Origin of the sequence: Yoonia sediminilitoris, assembly GCF_003058085.1 — a bacterium.
Classification (GTDB): domain Bacteria; phylum Pseudomonadota; class Alphaproteobacteria; order Rhodobacterales; family Rhodobacteraceae; genus Yoonia; species Yoonia sediminilitoris.
This window is the reverse complement of the sequence record NZ_QBUD01000001.1, coordinates 321,852-338,794: the sequence shown is the minus strand read 5'-3', so window position 1 is coordinate 338,794 and position 16,943 is coordinate 321,852. Positions and strand designations below refer to the sequence as shown.

16 protein-coding genes are annotated in these 16,943 nt (G+C 58.9%); 10 read left to right on the top strand and 6 right to left on the bottom strand.

Annotated features, from left to right (window positions below; translation table 11 throughout):
• The first annotated feature begins 90 nt into the window (after positions 1-90).
• The 5 genes from lgt to C8N45_RS01685 all read left to right on the top strand — a co-directional run bounded on the left by lgt (position 91) and on the right by C8N45_RS01685 (position 3,926).
• Positions 91-972, top strand: coding sequence for a prolipoprotein diacylglyceryl transferase (gene lgt, locus C8N45_RS01705; RefSeq protein WP_108384483.1), 882 nt, complete (start codon positions 91-93; stop codon positions 970-972).
• Positions 969-2,027, top strand: a complete 1,059-nt coding sequence (locus C8N45_RS01700; protein ID WP_108384482.1) for a class I SAM-dependent methyltransferase — start codon at positions 969-971, stop codon at positions 2,025-2,027. Before lgt ends, C8N45_RS01700 begins: the two co-directional genes overlap by 4 nt.
• Positions 2,024-2,779, top strand: coding sequence for a peptidoglycan editing factor PgeF (pgeF, locus tag C8N45_RS01695; RefSeq protein WP_108384481.1), 756 nt, complete (start codon positions 2,024-2,026; stop codon positions 2,777-2,779). Before C8N45_RS01700 ends, pgeF begins: the two co-directional genes overlap by 4 nt.
• Before the next feature lie 231 nt (positions 2,780-3,010).
• The gene (locus tag C8N45_RS23100; RefSeq protein ID WP_114427801.1) at positions 3,011-3,190 is read left to right on the top strand and encodes a hypothetical protein; all 180 of its coding nucleotides are present in this window, start codon (positions 3,011-3,013) and stop codon (positions 3,188-3,190) included.
• A gap of 1 nt (position 3,191) precedes the next feature.
• Positions 3,192-3,926 carry a Hint domain-containing protein gene (locus C8N45_RS01685; RefSeq protein WP_168769377.1) on the top strand — a complete coding sequence of 245 codons (735 nt, stop codon included), beginning with the start codon at positions 3,192-3,194 and terminating at the stop codon, positions 3,924-3,926.
• On the opposite strand, the gene C8N45_RS01680 is transcribed toward C8N45_RS01685, so the two are convergent.
• The 4 genes from C8N45_RS01680 to C8N45_RS01665 all read right to left on the bottom strand — a co-directional run bounded on the left by C8N45_RS01680 (position 3,923) and on the right by C8N45_RS01665 (position 7,689).
• A complete protein-coding gene (locus tag C8N45_RS01680; protein ID WP_108384478.1) occupies positions 3,923-5,287 on the bottom strand; it encodes an MATE family efflux transporter in 1,365 nt (454 codons plus the stop codon). The two genes, C8N45_RS01685 and C8N45_RS01680, sit on opposite strands and share 4 nt — an antisense overlap.
• Before the next feature lie 203 nt (positions 5,288-5,490).
• The gene (locus C8N45_RS01675) at positions 5,491-5,850 is read right to left on the bottom strand and encodes a thiol-disulfide oxidoreductase DCC family protein (protein WP_375342459.1); all 360 of its coding nucleotides are present in this window, start codon (positions 5,848-5,850) and stop codon (positions 5,491-5,493) included.
• Between the two features lie 22 nt (positions 5,851-5,872).
• Positions 5,873-6,808 carry an isopenicillin N synthase family dioxygenase gene (locus C8N45_RS01670; RefSeq protein WP_108384477.1) on the bottom strand — a complete coding sequence of 312 codons (936 nt, stop codon included), beginning with the start codon at positions 6,806-6,808 and terminating at the stop codon, positions 5,873-5,875.
• Complete coding sequence (locus C8N45_RS01665) at positions 6,808-7,689, bottom strand: NAD-dependent epimerase/dehydratase family protein (RefSeq protein WP_108384476.1); 882 nt, start codon at positions 7,687-7,689, stop codon at positions 6,808-6,810. Before C8N45_RS01665 ends, C8N45_RS01670 begins: the two co-directional genes overlap by 1 nt.
• Positions 7,690-7,805: 116 nt before the next feature.
• Between C8N45_RS01665 and C8N45_RS01660 the strand changes: the two genes are divergently transcribed.
• The 4 genes from C8N45_RS01660 (at position 7,806) to parE (ending at position 14,033) form a co-directional block, all read left to right on the top strand.
• Positions 7,806-9,089, top strand: a complete 1,284-nt coding sequence (locus C8N45_RS01660; RefSeq protein ID WP_108384475.1) for an alpha/beta hydrolase family protein — start codon at positions 7,806-7,808, stop codon at positions 9,087-9,089.
• A 56-nt stretch (positions 9,090-9,145) separates the two neighbouring features.
• Entirely contained in the window at positions 9,146-9,694 is a 549-nt protein-coding gene (locus C8N45_RS01655; protein WP_245882515.1) for a nuclear transport factor 2 family protein, read from the top strand.
• A 292-nt stretch (positions 9,695-9,986) separates the two neighbouring features.
• Positions 9,987-11,789 carry an NAD(P)/FAD-dependent oxidoreductase gene (locus tag C8N45_RS01650; RefSeq protein ID WP_108384474.1) on the top strand — a complete coding sequence of 601 codons (1,803 nt, stop codon included), beginning with the start codon at positions 9,987-9,989 and terminating at the stop codon, positions 11,787-11,789.
• A gap of 282 nt (positions 11,790-12,071) precedes the next feature.
• Positions 12,072-14,033, top strand: a complete 1,962-nt coding sequence (gene parE / locus C8N45_RS01645; protein WP_108384473.1) for a DNA topoisomerase IV subunit B — start codon at positions 12,072-12,074, stop codon at positions 14,031-14,033.
• Here the strand turns inward: parE and C8N45_RS23095 are convergent.
• Together C8N45_RS23095 and C8N45_RS01635 are read right to left on the bottom strand one after the other, a co-directional pair.
• On the bottom strand, positions 14,030-14,659 hold the full coding sequence (locus C8N45_RS23095; RefSeq protein ID WP_168769376.1) for a hypothetical protein: 630 nt from the start codon (positions 14,657-14,659) through the stop codon (positions 14,030-14,032). The genes parE and C8N45_RS23095 overlap by 4 nt on opposite strands.
• Before the next feature lie 3 nt (positions 14,660-14,662).
• Complete coding sequence (locus C8N45_RS01635) at positions 14,663-14,887, bottom strand: DUF2188 domain-containing protein (protein WP_108385093.1); 225 nt, start codon at positions 14,885-14,887, stop codon at positions 14,663-14,665.
• A gap of 689 nt (positions 14,888-15,576) precedes the next feature.
• Between C8N45_RS01635 and C8N45_RS01630 the strand changes: the two genes are divergently transcribed.
• Positions 15,577-16,881 (top strand): NAD(P)/FAD-dependent oxidoreductase, encoded by a 1,305-nt coding sequence (locus tag C8N45_RS01630; RefSeq protein WP_108384472.1) that lies wholly within the window; start codon positions 15,577-15,579, stop codon positions 16,879-16,881.
• Positions 16,882-16,943 lie beyond the last annotated feature (62 nt).

Here is a 16,943-nt window from a genome sequence, read left to right as displayed (position 1 = left end):
CGCTTGGACCACATATGGGCGCTCTGCGGCCGGGACACAAGCGGGTGCAACTGGTTGACTTCGTCGCAGCGGCGCGAAAGGAATACGGCCATGAATGCAGCGCTCCCCTTTCCGGCGATATCGCCCGATATCTTTTCGTTCACCATCGCGGGGTTCACCATCGCGCTCAAGTGGTACGCCATGGCCTATATCGTGGGCATCGCCATTGGCTGGGTGGTCATCAAAATGGCGCTCAAACGGCCTGCCCTGTGGCGCGGTGATCCACCCATGGCACCAAGCAAGCTTGAGGATTTGCTGACCTACATCGTGGTTGGCGTCATCGGCGGCGGCCGGTTGGGATACGTGCTGCTGTACAAGCCCGCCGATTTTCTGGCCGCGCCGCTGGATATCATCAAGATCTGGGAGGGCGGGCTGTCGTTTCATGGCGGCTTTATCGGGGTTGTGGTTGCGGTCTATCTGTTCAGCAGGCGGCATCAGGTACCCCTGCCCGATCTGGCCGACATCATCGCCGTTGCGGCCACCCCGGCTATTCTGCTGGTGCGCTGCGCCAATTTCATCAATGCCGAACTCTGGGGGCGGCCCACGGACCTGCCGTGGGGGGTAATCTTTCCGGGTGCGGACGCCCAGTCTTGCGCGACCGCCACAGCCCCTTGCGTGCGCCACCCCTCTCAACTCTACGAAGCGGGGCTTGAAGGGCTGTTGCTGGGCACTGTCCTGATGCTGATGGCCTTCCGCTTTGGCGCGCTCAGGACACCGTGGTTGCTGACCGGCACCTTCTTCACAGGCTACGGCATTTCGCGGTTTCTGGTCGAATTCGTGCGCCAGCCCGATGCGCATTTCCAAACCGCTAATAACCCGCTGGGCCTGCGGTTCCATATTGATGGCATCGGGCTGACGATGGGACAATCGCTGTCATTGCCGATGATTCTGGTGGGGATCACAGTCATTCTTCTGGCACGGCGGCGACAGTGAGCAGCCTGCGCGAACTCCTGATCGACCGGATTGCCCGCACAGGGCCGATCAGTCTGGCCGATTATATGACGGACTGCCTGATGCACCCGACACTGGGTTATTACAGCAAACGCGACCCGCTGGGGACTGCAGGCGATTTCATCACCAGCCCCGAGATCAGCCAGATGTTCGGCGAACTGGTCGGGCTGGCACTGGCGCAGACATGGATGAATCAAGGCAGCCCCTCCCCGTTCGCCCTTGCAGAGCTTGGGCCGGGACGCGGCACGCTGATGGCTGATGTGATCCGCGCTACCAAAGCCGTGCCCGGCTTTCACGCGGCGATGTCGGTGCACCTGGTCGAAACCTCGCCCGCATTACGCGCAGTTCAGGCGACCAACGTGCCGATTGCCACATGGCACGATCACGTGGACAGCCTGCCGGACCTGCCACTTTTCGTGATCGCCAATGAATTCTTTGACGCCCTGCCGATCCGGCAATTTGTCCGGCAAGGCGACGCGTGGCGCGAACGCATGATCGGGGAGGACAGCGGCACCCTTGTCATGGGGCTGTCGGATGCGGCACCACTGACGATTCTGACGCACCGTCTTGCGGACACAAAAGACGGGGACCTGATCGAACATTGTCCTGCGCTTGCGGGCATTTGCGCCACGTTAGGTGCACGGATTGACCGACATGGCGGTGCCGCGCTGATCATCGACTATGGCGACTGGCAGTCGCTCGGCGATACGCTGCAAGCCGTCGCGGGGCATGCCAAGGCCGATCCGCTTGCCACGCCCGGTGATGCCGACCTGACCGCGCATGTCGATTTTGCGGCCATCGCCCAAAACGCAGCCCCCGCGAAATTCAGCCGATTGACTACACAAGGCATCTTTCTTGAACGGTTGGGCATTACCGAACGTGCGCAAAAACTGGCGCAGCAATTGGCCGGTGACGCGCTTGAAACGCATATCAAGGCACATCGGCGCTTGACCCACCCCACCCAGATGGGAGACCTTTTCAAGGTAATCGCTCTGTATCCTGCAAATGCACCGCCGCCACCCGGATTGGAACCATGACGCTGGACTTCATCACCCACCCGTCGCTGGACGGGACGCCACACGGGTTCTTTACCCGTGCGGGCGGGGCGTCGTCTGGTGTGTTTGCCGGATTGAACTGTGGTTATGGCAGCTCGGACCAGCATGACATCGTGAGCATCAACCGTGGACGGGTTGCCACAGCGATGGGGGGCAGCCTTGGTCAATTGGCGGGGGTGCATCAGGTGCATTCGGCCAAGGCGGTACCCGTCAGCGGCCCATTGACCGAGCCGGTACAGGCCGACGGGCTGGTGACAGACACCCCTGACGTGATCTTGACCGTCCTGACCGCCGACTGCCAGCCGGTCCTGTTTGCCGACGCAAAGGCCCGCGTCATCGGCGCGGCCCACGCAGGCTGGAAAGGCGCACTTGACGGCATCCTCGACGCCACTGTCAACGCGATGGAGGCATTGGGTGCCAAGCGCACACGGATCGCAGCCGTCATCGGGCCGTCGATCAGCCAGCGCAACTATGAAGTCGGGCCAGAATTCCGCGACCGTTTCGTGCAGACCGATCCCGCCTATGACCGGTTCTTTTTGCAGGGGCACGGTGACCACTTTCAATTCGACCTGCCCGGATTCGGGCTGTTTCGGCTGCACCAGATCGGGGTCGACACGGCAAGCTGGACCCGGCACTGCACCTATGCCGATCCGCAGCGGTTCTATAGCTACCGGCGATCCATGCATCTGAAAGAGGCAGATTATGGCAGACTGATCGCAGCAATCAGACTGTAATCAAGGCCGCAATAGGGCAAGCGGTAATCCTCCGATGCGCCAAGACCTTCAAAATCGACGTAAATCCCCGCGACTTCTATTTTTTATCATTATTTTCAAAATCTTAATTCATCAACAGTTCGTTTCCAAACAAGGGTGCGCTTGTCATGTCCTTGCCAAACTGTCGCCTGTTTGACCCTGCATCTTGTTGTCTCAAGGCGTGGGGACGCAAGACAAGACAAAGGCAGAACCATGAACGATCGTTGGCACAAATCACTTCAAGCAGCTGTTGCAGCCTATGACACGCCCATGCCGTGGGACCGGGGCACACAAAGCAAAGAGTTGATTGCGCGGCGCAAAAGCGAAAAAAAGATCGAGATCAGACGGCATGTCATACGGACAGAAAACCGCGTGTCCTCGCGCGGCAAGTGACGTGCACACCGCATCAGAGAAAGACTTGCACAGCCACCGCGAAAGACATGGTTGGCGCAAATATGACATCAGCTATCTGGACGGGCACGGTAAAATCGCAGAGATCAGCCGCCGCGCCCCGGCGCTTCCCGCGTTCGAGGATTGTTTCGGCGCGCTTGGGCACGGGGCCATCATACAGACGGCAACTGGCCCGATGGCGGCCGAAGATCTATTGCCCGGCGATCAGGTCAAAACGGCCGACGGCATGCTGGAAACGCTTTTGTGGCGCGGGTCAATCACCATCATGCCGGACCCTGACGGCGCCGCTGGGGCAAACAGCACGCTGGTCCGGGTAACAAGCGACGCGCTGGGTCCGCAACGGCCCGCGGCAGATCTTGTGCTTGGCCCCGCGGCGCGACTGCATCATCGCTCCGCCGGTGCGCGCACATTGACAGGCAGCCAATCCGCCTTTGTTCCGGCCCGCGATTTCGTTGACGGCAGCCACTTTGTCGATCTGCGCCCGGTAGCACCCGTGCGAGTGTATCAGTTGGGCTTTGCCAGACATGAAAAGATCACCGTCAACGGCGTGGCAGTCGAAAGCCTGCATCCGGGCACCTTTTTCACGCTGGGTCTGAAGGGCGACCTGCTGACACAGTTTCTGTCGCTCTTTCCGCACAAGGAAGACCTGTCTGACTTTGGCACGCTCAGGCATCCGCGCTTGCGGATGCGCGATCTGGATCTGGTCGCGATGCGCTAGGCCGCTCGCGGTGCGATACACACAGACCGGCCCCAGAAGCGCCATAGCAGCAAGATCGCTGCTGCCAGAAGCCCTATCACCAGCCCAAGCCACAAACCAACCGCGCCGTAGCCCAGCGTGAACCCAAGCACATAGCTGACCGGCAATCCAATGATCCAATAGCTGACGGTCGCCATCACCATGGGCACAGTCGTATCCTGCACCCCGCGCAACAGCCCCAGCGCAATCACCTGCGCCCCGTCAACAAGCTGGAACAGGGCCGCAACCATGACCAGGCTCGCCCCCACACGCAACAGGGTGGCGCGCTCAGGCTCTGCGGGGTCAATGAACAAGGATACAAGCGTTTCTGGAAAAGCCAGAAAAATGACCGAGGTAATCATCGCAAAAAACGCAGACATGCCAATCGCCGCAATCCCCCCTGTGCGCAGACCGGTTTCATCCATCCGCCCCAAGGCGCGGCCCGCACGCACAGTTGCGGCCTGACTGAAACCGATATGCACCATGAACGTCAGGCTCGCCAACTGGATCGCAATGCCATGCGCGGCAAGTTCAATCGCGCCGATCCAGCCCATCATCACAGCGGAGGCGCTGAACAACCCCCCTTCGGCCAGAGAGGTCAGCCCGATCGGCCATCCAAGCCTGAAGACACGCGCCATGATTTCGGTATCGCTGCGCCAGAAATTCCGGAACAGCTGGTATTGCGGCAAGGTGCGCAGCGTATAGATCACCAGTACCGCCACAGTGACCAGCGTCACCGCAAGTGACGCAATCGCAGCCCCCCTGATGCCCAGTTCAGGCGCGCCCCAATTGCCGAAAATCAACGCGTAATTGACAAAGATATTCATGATTGCCGTGCCAATGGTGCCCCAAAGAATGATACTGGTATGCTCAAGCGCTGCCAGAAACGACTTCATCGCCATCACGATCAACGCAGGGATCATCTGCCAGATCACAATCTGAAGATAGATATGCGCCATGGCAGACACATCCGGGTCTTGGCCAATGGCGATCAGGATATCCTCGGCCCAGAAAAACGGGATCGTCACCGCCAATCCGTAAAAAATCGACAGCCACAGCCCCATGCGGGTGACGCGCCTGACCTGTACCTCGTCACCGGCTTCCGATGCGGCGGCGACCATCGGCGTCAGCGCCTGCGCAAACCCCGCACCCACGAGAAAGGTGACGAAAAACATGGTGCCGGCTAGTGTAGAGGCCGCCAAGGCCGTCACATCATACCACCCCAGCATGACCGTATCGGTAATATGGATCGCAAATTGCGCCAGATTGCTCAGAATCAACGGCATACCCAGCGCCCAGACGGCACGCGCGTGCTCAGGATATGTGGTGGCGACTTTCTGCATGGCGCCAGCCTTATGTCGGATTATCGCTTCCGTCCAGTGACATCGGCGCGCCCGATTATCCGGCGTCGATCTCCCCTGCCCGAGCCAGCTGCCTGCGGTGGCGCACAATCAGCACCTACACTCGCGATCATGTGCCAGCGACGGGGCTCCCAACCGCTGATCGGTGACCGCGATCGACCAAACGGGGCAGATCATTCCCTGGTTCAAATCAAGCCATTCAGAACATGCCATAGCCGCCAATGACCACGACCTTCATGGCAGAAACCGGGGCTGAAACGCAAGGTCAGGCAGCGCGCAGGTCGCGGGACGAGGCGCAAAAGCACGGCCACATGCCCTACTCCGCCAACCGCTTGCCCCAACGCGATCATTTCATCGGCATCGCGGCAAACGCGCCCTTTCGTGATAAACAGCCAGCTTTCGGGATCAACGGGATCAAGCCCGTGTGCGCGCATCAATGCGGCACCTGCCTGCCCCTGAATGGGGGCAATCCTGATTTGGCCGCTGCGGTCCAGCCGTTGGATCATCCGCGCGCCCCAACTGCACAGCGCACAGGTGGCATCCATCACGGCGACGGGCGGCTACATTTCAGACACCCGTGGCCTGAAATTTCTGCATCAGATAAGGGCCCGAGCACACAGGCGCATAAGTGTCAGACCCATCCAGCGGCGTGATTTCAGCATCCCAGTCAGGCTGGTGGAAAAAGGCAAGCGACTGGCGCGGCGGCTGACCCGGATGTGCCACAACACGGTGCATCGTGCTGACCCAGCGATCCGCGGTCCAGCGCGCCATCAGATCGCCGATGTTGATGACAAAAGTGCCTTCATGTGCGGGCACATCAATCCAGCTGTCATCGCGCATGACTTGCAGCCCCTTTCGGCCCGGTTGCGGCAAAAGGATTGTCAGTGACCCATAATCGGTATGGGCCCCCGCCCGCTGTTGTCTGTCCAAAGGTGCGGTATCCGTGGCCGGATAATGCAAAGCCCGCAGGGCAGAAATGGGATGCGCGATAAAGGGCGCGAAATAGCCGTCCGGCAACTGCAACGCGGCGGCAAAGGCGCGCATGACGCGGGCCGCCAATGCCTCCATCGCGCTATAATAAGCCTCCCACGCAGGACGAAAGCCGGGCAAATCCGGCCAAAGGGTTGGCTGATAACAAAAGGCCCGCGCATCATCGCCTGCATCCTGCGGTACTGCCAGCGGGCCACCGTTGAAACTCTCTTTCAGGTCAGGCGGCGTCTCTTCGCCCTTTGAGCGGGCAAGCGCTTCGGTCTCGGGCCCCAGATACCCGTAAGGATAGCCCTGATAAGGGGGGCTGACCTTCCGCTTGTCCGTGGCATCCTGGGCAAAGAACGCAGTGGCGGCGGCCCACATATCATCAATGGTGGACTGCGCGACACCGTGCCCTTCCAACAGCAAAAATCCGGTGTCACGACAGATACGGTCAAGATCGGTTGCAAGGACGTGGCGTGCATCTTGATGCGCGGTCTCGAAAGCGGCCAGATTGAAAGTTGAAAAAGACATTACAGCACATCACGCCATGAATGCTGCGGCGCAAAGCCGACCATGCGCTTGGCCTTGTCATTGGCATAAAATGTTTCGTCCGGGCGCATGTCACGCTTTACCGGAACATCGGGGTAGAACTGCGCGATGACCGCGTCCGATGTGATCCCCACCGACATATCGTCGTTAGACACATTAAAAACCTCATAACCCAGACCATCGGTTTTCAGGCAGCAATCCACCATATGACCCAGATCGCGGGCATCAATATAGGCGAATATATTGCGGCGGCGCAGGCCGGGGTCCTTCATGAAGGCGGGGAAATTTTCGGCGTACTCGTGCGGCTCAATCACATTGTTGATGCGTAACCCATAGATATCCGCCCCCGAGCGCGCCTGAAACGACCGGCCCGTGGCCTCGTTGCAAACCTTGGACATGGCATAGCTGTCGTGCGGCACCGTCGGGTGCTCTTCATCCACAGGCACATAGTCGGGCTTGACCTCGCCATCTGCAAAACAAACGCCATAGGTCGTCTCGGAGCTTGCAAAGATGATCTTGGGCACGCCCAGCTTTACGGCCGCCTCGACCACATTATAGGTCGACAGTGTATTCTGACGGAAACATTCACCATCGGTGCCAATCATCACACGGGGGACGGCTGCGAAATGCACCACAGCGTCATATTTGGGCACACCTGTGCCGGGCTCAAGCTCGTGAAAATCGGCATATTGCGACATTGCGCCGATCACCTGCCCCGCATCACACAGATCAACCAGCAGTTCTGAGCAATCGAGCCCTGACGGCTGTTTGTCGATATTCACCACGACATGCCCCTGCGCCTGCAAATGCCGGATCGCCCATTTGCCTGCCTTGCCACTGCCACCAGTAAAGAAAATCCGCATGTCACCCTCCGTTTGCCGCCACCCTAGCCCGTCAACAGGGAAGTTCAACGCTGTTCATCCGGTTCCGGCACCGCTAGCCTGAACACCGAACGCGAACGCCATGCAGGAGCCGACAGATGCGCGCACTTCCCACAGCCCTTGGTCTTTTGGCCGCGACAGCCGCCAGCGCCGAAAACCGGATCGACATCGTGCGCCCCGATGCACCGGAACTTGCGCACTACGGCGACCACAAAATCGGCGTCACGACCCTGCAATTCACCAACCGCGATCAGATTGACGTGGTCAACACCGAAGCAGAAGGCGACATCGCCCGTTATGACCGGACCCTGACCGTCGAAGTCTGGTATCCGGCCAAAGACTCAATCACACCCGGCGGCACCATGACAGCTATCGTGCGCGACGGGGTAACAAAGGCGACCCTGACAGGGCAAGCCGCCCGCGACGCAGACCCGGACACCAGCCGGACGTTCCCGCTGGTGATTATATCTCACGGCTATCCGGGCAACCGTTTCCTGATGTCGCCGCTAGGTGAAAACCTTGCCTCCAAGGGCTACGTCGTGGCCTCTATTGACCACCGCGACAGCACCTATGATGACCAGACCGCCTTTGGGTCCACGCTTGTGAACAGGCCATGGGACCAGCGTTTTGTCATTGATCGGATGGGCGCACTTGAGGGTGATCTGGGGCAAATTATCCAATCCGACAACATCGCCATCATCGGCTATTCCATGGGCGGCTACGGGGCGCTGATCTATGCCGGTGCGGGCGTCACGCAAGCCAGCACGGAATATTCATGGGGCGCACCGCAGGGGCTGCTGGAACGCAACATGATGGGCACTGACAGCCACGCGCAACTGCAAGACCCGCGCGTCAAAGCCTTCGTGGCCTTCGGGCCATGGGGCAACAACACCGGTTTTTGGGACGCGGACAGCTGGTCGGGGATCGAAAAGCCGCTGATGCTGATCGCGGGCAGTGTCGATGATGTGTCGATCTATGACGCAATCCGCGGCATCTTTGACGACACCAAAAACACAAGGCGGCACCTGCTGACCTTTGAAAACGCCAACCACAACGCAGGCGCCCCAATGCCCGCCCCGGTTGAAACCTATGACCTGCCCGCCGCTGACGGCTGGTTCCCCTTTGGGCACTATGCAGACGCGGTCTGGGATACGACCAGAATGAACAACGTCAGCCAGCATTTCGTCACCGGCTATCTTGACCTGCACCTCAAAGGCGATGAAGGCAAGGCCGCCTATTTTGACCTTGTGCCTGACGGAAACGCTGCCGTCTGGTCGCACGATGACGCAGGCAACCCCACAGACGACCATACATATTGGAAAGGCTTTCGGCCGCGCAGTGCCTTTGGGCTCAGGTTTGAAACGAAATCAGCAGGCGAATGAAAACTGGCCCCCAGCCGGAGCACGCCCCTCACAGCCCATGATGCAAGACGCAATGCATGTCCGCCGCGCGCCCGGTGTGGCCGCTTTCTTTGATGTGTCAAATGGCGGCTATCGCAGGCCACATCCTCTGTGCGGTACTGAAATTAGATTTCTCTGGACTTGATAAAACTGAATGTCATGGTCTTGGCATGTTAATTTGGAAAGGTGACGCGATGATTGATGTGCAAGCCGTGGCCAAGATGGCGGCAGATTATACAGCAGCTTGGAACTCTAAATCCGCAGAGGCGGTAGCCTCTTTCTTTGCAGAAGATGGGGAAATCATAATTAATAATGGCGACCCATGGAGCGGTCGGTCGCGCGTTCAGGACATGGCCGCAGGCTTTTATGCGGACGTCCCGGACTTGACGCTTTCCTGTGATGATGTGCGTTGTGCAGGAAATCATGTTATTTTCATTTGGACATTCACTGGCCACGATGCAAACAGTGGAAATCCATTGAACATTCGGGGCTGGGAAGAGTGGGAGGTTGGTGACGATCTCAAGGTCAAAGCGTCTCGTGGGTGGTTTGATGCCGAGGATTACGGGCGGCAGGCCGAAGGCAAGTAGCCACGCGAGGGTCAGACTTGTTTTTGCGTCTTTTTGAGATGGCAAACGCATTGTATGGTGACTGTTCTGAAAGCTGCCATTCAGCCGCGTTGTCTGAATGGCGCTTTGTCCCGCAAAGCTGACAAATCGGCACACAGATCTTTACTGACGACTGACCAAATGTCTCTTCGGGACCGATGCGACGGCCGCCCTGTTCGCTGCATGCGTGTCCCAATGTGACAGACTTTCGTCTTGGTGGCGTTTTGCATCGTCCTGCGGCACTGTTTCCCCTGACAAAAGGGGAGGAAGCACTGTGCTTGACACAACGACGAACGACCAGGTGACACAATTTCTGAATGAATTTGGCGCGGCACTCACCACGCACGACATTGACGCCGCCACAGCAATGTTTGTTGATGATTGCTACTGGCGCGATCTGGTCAGCTTTACATGGAATATCCGCACGATGGAGGGGCCCGATCAGGTCCGCGATATGCTGACCGCGCAATTGTCCCACACCAAACCCGGTGCCTGGGCATTGGCCGAAGGCGAGACCGCCACGGAAGAAGGCGGCATCACAACCGCATGGATCACCTTTGAAACCGACGTAGCGCGCGGTTACGGCCTGCTTCGCCTGCGCGACGGCAAGATCTGGACCTTACTGACATCCATGACCGAACTCAAAGGTCACGAGGAACCTATGGGCTACGACCGCCCGTTGGGGGCCAAACATGGTGCGGGCAAGGGCCGCATGTCTTGGGCGGAAGAGCGTGAAAAGGAACAGGCCGAACTGGGCTACACCACACAGCCCTACACCGTCATCATCGGCGGCGGTCAGGGTGGCATAGCGCTTGGCGCGCGGCTGCGGCAGTTGGGTGTGCCCACGATCATCGTGGAAAAAAACGACCGCCCCGGCGACAGTTGGCGCAACCGCTACAAATCGCTGTGCCTGCATGACCCGGTCTGGTACGACCACCTGCCTTATCTGCCGTTCCCGCCGAACTGGCCGGTCTTTGCCCCCAAGGACAAGCTGGGCGATTGGCTGGAAATGTATACCAAGGTGATGGAACTGAATTACTGGACCAGATCCACCGTCCAGAAGGCCAGCTTTGACGAGGACAAGAAAGAATGGACCGTCACCGTTGATCGTGACGGCGAACAGGTGACGTTGCACCCCAAGCAACTTGTCTTTGCCACCGGCATGTCCGCCAAACCGAACATGCCCGACTTTCCCGGCATGGATAAATTCAAAGGCGACCAGCAACACTCCAGCCAGCACCCCGGCCCCGATGCCTACAAGGGCAAAAAGGCCGTTGTCATTGGCTCGAACAACTCGGCCCACGATATCTGCGCCGCCCTGTGGGAAGGCGACGTTGATGTGACCATGGTGCAGCGATCATCGACCCACATCGTGCGGTCAGAACCGCTGATGGAAATCGGCCTCGGCGATCTTTATTCCGAACGGGCGGTTGCTGCGGGCGTCACGACGCAAAAGGCCGACATGATCTTTGCCTCCCTGCCCTACGCGATTTTGCATGAGTTCCAGATCCCTGTGTATGACAAGATCAAGGAAGTTGACGCGGACTTCTACGCAGGACTTGAAAAGGCAGGGTTCCAGCTTGACTGGGGCGCTGACGGGTCGGGCCTGTTCATGAAATACCTGCGGCGCGGGTCGGGCTATTACATCGACGTGGGCGCCAGCCAGTTAATCATCGACGGCAAGATCAAGCTCAAGGCCGGTCAAGTGACCGAGGTGGTCGAGGACGGCGTCATTCTTGACGACGGCACCAAGCTGGAGGCCGACCTGATCGTATATGCCACCGGATACGGGTCGATGAACGGCTGGGTCGCGGATCTGGTCGATCAGGAAACCGCCGACAAGGTGGGCAAGGTCTGGGGGCTCGGCTCTGACACACCCAAGGACCCCGGTCCTTGGGAGGGCGAGCAGCGCAACATGTGGAAACCGACCCAGCAAGAGGCACTCTGGTTCCACGGCGGCAACCTGCACCAGTCACGGCACTACTCGCAATTCCTGTCGCTGCAACTCAAGGCGCGCATGGAAGGGATCGACACGCCCGTCTACGGACTGCAGGAGGTGCACCATCTGGGGCGGTAGAACAACGCCAGCCTCACCCTTCGTGCATTAAACAAAGGGCAGCCCCCGATCCTGGGTGGGGGTGAAGCCCCCTCCCGTCATGCCGAAGGCATGCCGTATTCAATTGGCGTGCCTCTGGTGCGACGGGAGGGTCGGGGGCTGCGTTCGCCAGGGCGCGGCGCACCAGACTATCCCCTGTCCCATATATCCTGCGCCTCAATCAGCCATTAACCCCAATCCACGATTGCCCCCACCCCACCTGCCTGCCATTATGGCCCAAACCATAACAATGAGCAGTAGACTATGGCCGATGATCTCCTCTCCGGGGCGTCCTCCCCCAACGAATACAACGCCGCCTCGATCGAGGTTCTTGAAGATATGGAGCACGTGCGCCTACGTCCCGGCATGTATATCGGCGGCAAGGACGAACGCGCCCTGCACCACATGGTCGCCGAGATCATCGACAACTCCATGGACGAAGCGGTCGCGGGCCACGCCACATGGATCGAGGTTGAACTGCACGAAAACGGGCACGTCACAGTCCGCGACAACGGGCGCGGCATCCCGATTGACCCGCACCCCAAACAGCCCGACAAATCCGCACTCGAAATCATCTTTTGCACGCTGAACGCAGGCGGCAAATTCTCTGGCGACAGCTACCAGACGTCGGGGGGGCTACACGGAGTCGGATCGTCGGTGGTGAACGCGCTGTCCGATCATCTGCGGGTCGAAGTCGCCAAGAACAAAGAACTTTACATGATGGAATTCTCGCGGGGCATCCCGCAGGCGCCGCTGGCCAAAATCGGGGCCGCCCCCAACCGGCGCGGCACCGCCGTGACCTTCCATCCCGACGCGGAAATCTTTGGCGGGCTGACCCTCAAACCGCGCACGCTCTTCAAGATGGCGCGGTCCAAGGCCTACCTCTTTTCCGGCGTCGAAATCCGCTGGAAAACCGGCATCAACGACGGGGAAACACCGCTTGAAGCCACCTTCAAATTCCCCGGCGGACTGGCCGATTACCTCAGCGAAACGCTGGGCAGCGCCACCACCTACGCCGACAAACCCTTTGCAGGCACGGTCAGCTTTCAGGACAAATTCAACGTGCCGGGCAAGGTCGAATGGGCGATCAACTGGACCCCGGCCCGCGACGGTTTCATCCAGTCCTACTGCAACACCGTGCCCACGCCGGAAGGGGGCACACACGAAGCCGGCTTCTGGGCCGCCATCCTCAAGGGGATCAAGGCCTACGGCGAATTGGTGTCGAACAAAAAGGCGGGCACCATCACCCGCGAAGACCTGACCACAGGGGCCGGCGCGCTGGTGTCCTGCTTTATCCGCGAACCGGAATTCGTGGGCCAAACCAAAGACCGTCTGGCCACCACCGAGGCCCAGCGCATGGTCGAAAACGCCGTGCGCGACCACTTCGACAACTGGCTGGCGGCCGATACGAAATCCGCAGGGGCGATCCTTGATTTCCTTGTACTGCGGGCCGAAGAACGCCTGCGCCGCCGTCAGGAAAAGGAAACCGCCCGCAAATCCGCCACCAAGAAACTGCGGTTGCCCGGCAAATTGACTGATTGCACGTCCAAGGACCGTGTGGGCACCGAACTCTTCATCGTCGAGGGCGACTCGGCCGGCGGGTCCGGCAAGGGCGCGCGCGACCGCAAGACGCAGGCGCTGCTGCCGCTCAAGGGTAAAATCCTCAACGTGTTAGGGGCGGCGTCGAACAAACTGTCGTCGAACGCGGAAATCAACGATCTGTGCGAAGCCTTGGGCGTTGGCATGGGCACCAAGTTCAATGTCGATGACCTGCGCTATGACAAGATCATCATCATGACCGATGCGGACGTGGACGGCGCGCATATCGCGTCGCTGCTGATGACATTCTTCTTCACGCAAATGCGTCCGCTGATCGACCAAGGGCACCTCTACCTTGCCTGCCCGCCGCTTTACCGGCTGACGCAGGGGGCGCGGCGGGTCTATGTGGCCGATGACGCTGAAAAAGACGCGGTGATGGCCAAGGGTCTGGGCGGCAAGGGCAAAATCGACGTGCAGCGGTTCAAGGGTCTGGGCGAAATGGACGCAAAGGATTTGAAAGAAACCACCATGGACCCCACCACCCGCAAACTGATCCGCGTCACGGTGACAGATGACGAACCCGGCGACACGGCGGACCTTGTCGAGCGCCTGATGGGCAAAAAGCCCGAACTGCGGTTTCAGTACATTCAGGAAAACGCGCGGTTCGTGGAGGAGTTGGATGTTTAGATTGGCCTGCCATTTGCAACCCACTCGTGCATCGCATCGAGAACTTCACTGGTTGGATATTCTCGAATGTCATCTTCAGAGGCACCCGCAGCACGCATCTTTTCCCAATACCATTCCTGAAAATCGGTGTAGTTTCGAAAAATTGCTGTAGGTCCGACTCCATCGGCCCCTGCGACATTGACTAACCAGTTTCTGACTTTCTTCACTGCTAACTGATAGTCTCCTTTATGTGCTTGAATATCGCTTCCAGAAATATCAGAAAGAGCAGCCTGATAACGATAGCGTTGTTCTTCTAAAATCAAGAAGCGCTTTGCTTCTCGTCCGTCTCCAAAATATTGACGGCAACCATAGTCTATACCGAGCTCAAACGGCATATTAAGCCTAAAATGCTCGCCTACCTTTCGTGCCTGACATCGACTAAGATCATGGATGGAAAATTTTGAAGCCTCGATTAATTCTCGAATCTTCACAAGACGGACATCACCAGAATCTTGATTTTCACTTGCCAGACGCGGAGTAAATCCCAAGTCGACAATACAAAATAAGATTGCCTGCAGGAGAGGCTCGTATTCTTCGTCAAAAGGGCAATTTACAAATACACATTTCTCAAAATTATAATCCGGCAACAATTAGCCTTTCGACTTTCTTGGGTCGTTGCCATATGAGTCTCTTTCTCGAATACGCCCATCACGACCGTGGATATATAACTCTGTGCCTTGGTTCTTTGCAATCTTTCTAGCTTCAGAAATTGCTTCGCCTTGTGTTGAATATACCCCTGATGCACGAGATGAACCTGCTTTTCGCACGCTCCACTTGCCGCCGTTCGGTACTACGTGTTGACCCTTAGCGCCCATGGTTTGCCTCATATTGGTCCTCAAACATACTGTCATAATATCAGTTGTCCGACAGAATTATACAAGTGGTTTGCGCCTCATATCTTACCGAAAGCAAACCATAGGCTGTGCGTTGGCTGCGTACCGCTGTACCGCCTACCACAACGGTGCGCATAAATGCGCACCCTCCATCACCACCTATCCCCATACAGGGCAGCGCCTGACCGTGGGTGGGTGCAAAACGCCCTCCAGGGGGGAGGGTTTGAACCGTCTCGGAAATGGTCCGGTGGACCATTTCAGGTTCAAACGGGCGGAGCCCCGGACCGGGCGCTGCCCGGCGATGCCGGGCGGGACTTTGGCATCAAGGCGCGTGCAGTAAACATCTAACCAAGCAAGAATTTAGCTTTTCTTCTCCATAGGGGAGGGTTGAGAGCGTCTTGCAAACGATCCAGTGGATCGTTTGAGCGATCAACGGGCGAAGCCCCGGTCCGGGCGCTGCCCGGCGATGCCGGGCGGGGCATCGGCATCAAGGGCCGCACGATCACTCAAACCGTGAAAACCCCGCCCCAAACCATCAAACCCATCAACACAAACCGTATGTACGTTGTATTGACACCATACGTACGCCGTCTTGACGCACCATTGCGGGCTTCTCCCCGCTGCGGTATCCGCGCATACTCCCGCGCATCCCCACCGACATCGGACCCCAGATGAACCCGCTCTACCGCAACGACACCAAAGGCCAGTACCCGCCAAGCTGGTACGCCGCCTCGACCGATATTCCCCCTGCCCGCCCCGCATTGCGCGGCGATGCGCAAGCCGATGTCTGTGTCATCGGCGCAGGCTTCACCGGTCTTTCTGCCGCGCTGCATCTGGCCCGTGCGGGGCTGGATGTGGTCGTGCTGGATGCGCACCGCGTGGGCTTTGGCGCGTCGGGGCGCAATGGCGGACAGGTCGGCTCTGGCTACAACATGTCCCAGCGCGATCTGGAAAAACGCTGCGGCACGGGCAACGCCCGCCTGCTATGGGAACTGGCCGAAGAGGCCAAGGCCGACATCCGCGAAAACTGCCAGACGCTCGCACCCGACGCGCGCTTTACCCCCGGGGTCGCGCACGGTTTTTACACCCGCAGTGAGGCTGACAGCCACGCCCGCGACGCGGCCCATCTGGCCGACACCTACGGCTATGACCAGATCGAGACGCTCAGTCCTGACGCCATGCGTGCCATCGTAAAAACCCCGCTTTATCAAGGGGGTGAGCTTGATATGGGCGCAGGTCACATCCACCCGCTGCGCTATGTCTTTGGCCTTGCGCGCGCGGCAGAGGCAGCCGGTGCCCGCATCTTTGAGGGCAGCGAGGTCCACCACATCGCCCACGGCGACCCTGCCCACGTGCGCACCGGCGCGGGCCAGGTCAGGGCCAACCATGTAGTGATCGCAGGCAACGGATATTTGCCGAATATCGAACGCAAAATTGCAGCCAGAGTGATGCCGATCAACAGTTTCATCTGTGCGACCGAACCCTTGGGCGACCGCGCAGCAGAGGTGCTGGCCCGCGATATCGCCGTCGCTGACAGCAAGTTTGTGGTCAACTATTACCGCATGTCCGAAGACAAACGATTCCTCTTCGGGGGGCGCGAAAGCTATTCCATCGGCTACCCCGGTGACATTCAAACCGCCCTTGTTCACCGGATGGTGACACTTTTCCCGCAACTTGCGGGCGTGAAGATAGACCATGTCTGGGGCGGCACGTTGGGAATTACGATGCCGCGCCTGCCTGCCGTGCAGCGGATCGCACCGAACGTCATCTCGGCCGGTGGCTTTTCGGGGCACGGCGTCGCACTGTCCGGTCTGGCCGGTAAGGTGATGGCCGAAGCCGTGCGCGGACAGGCAGACAGGTTTGACACGCTTGGCACACTGAAAGTGCCCAACTTCCCCGGCGGTGCCGCATTCCGCGCGCCCCTGCTGACCTTGGCAATGACCTGGTACGCGCTGCGCGATCGTATCGGTCTGTAACCCCTGAAACGGCCAGATAGCGCCGCACTCTGGACACAATGGACGAATATTTGCACGATTGA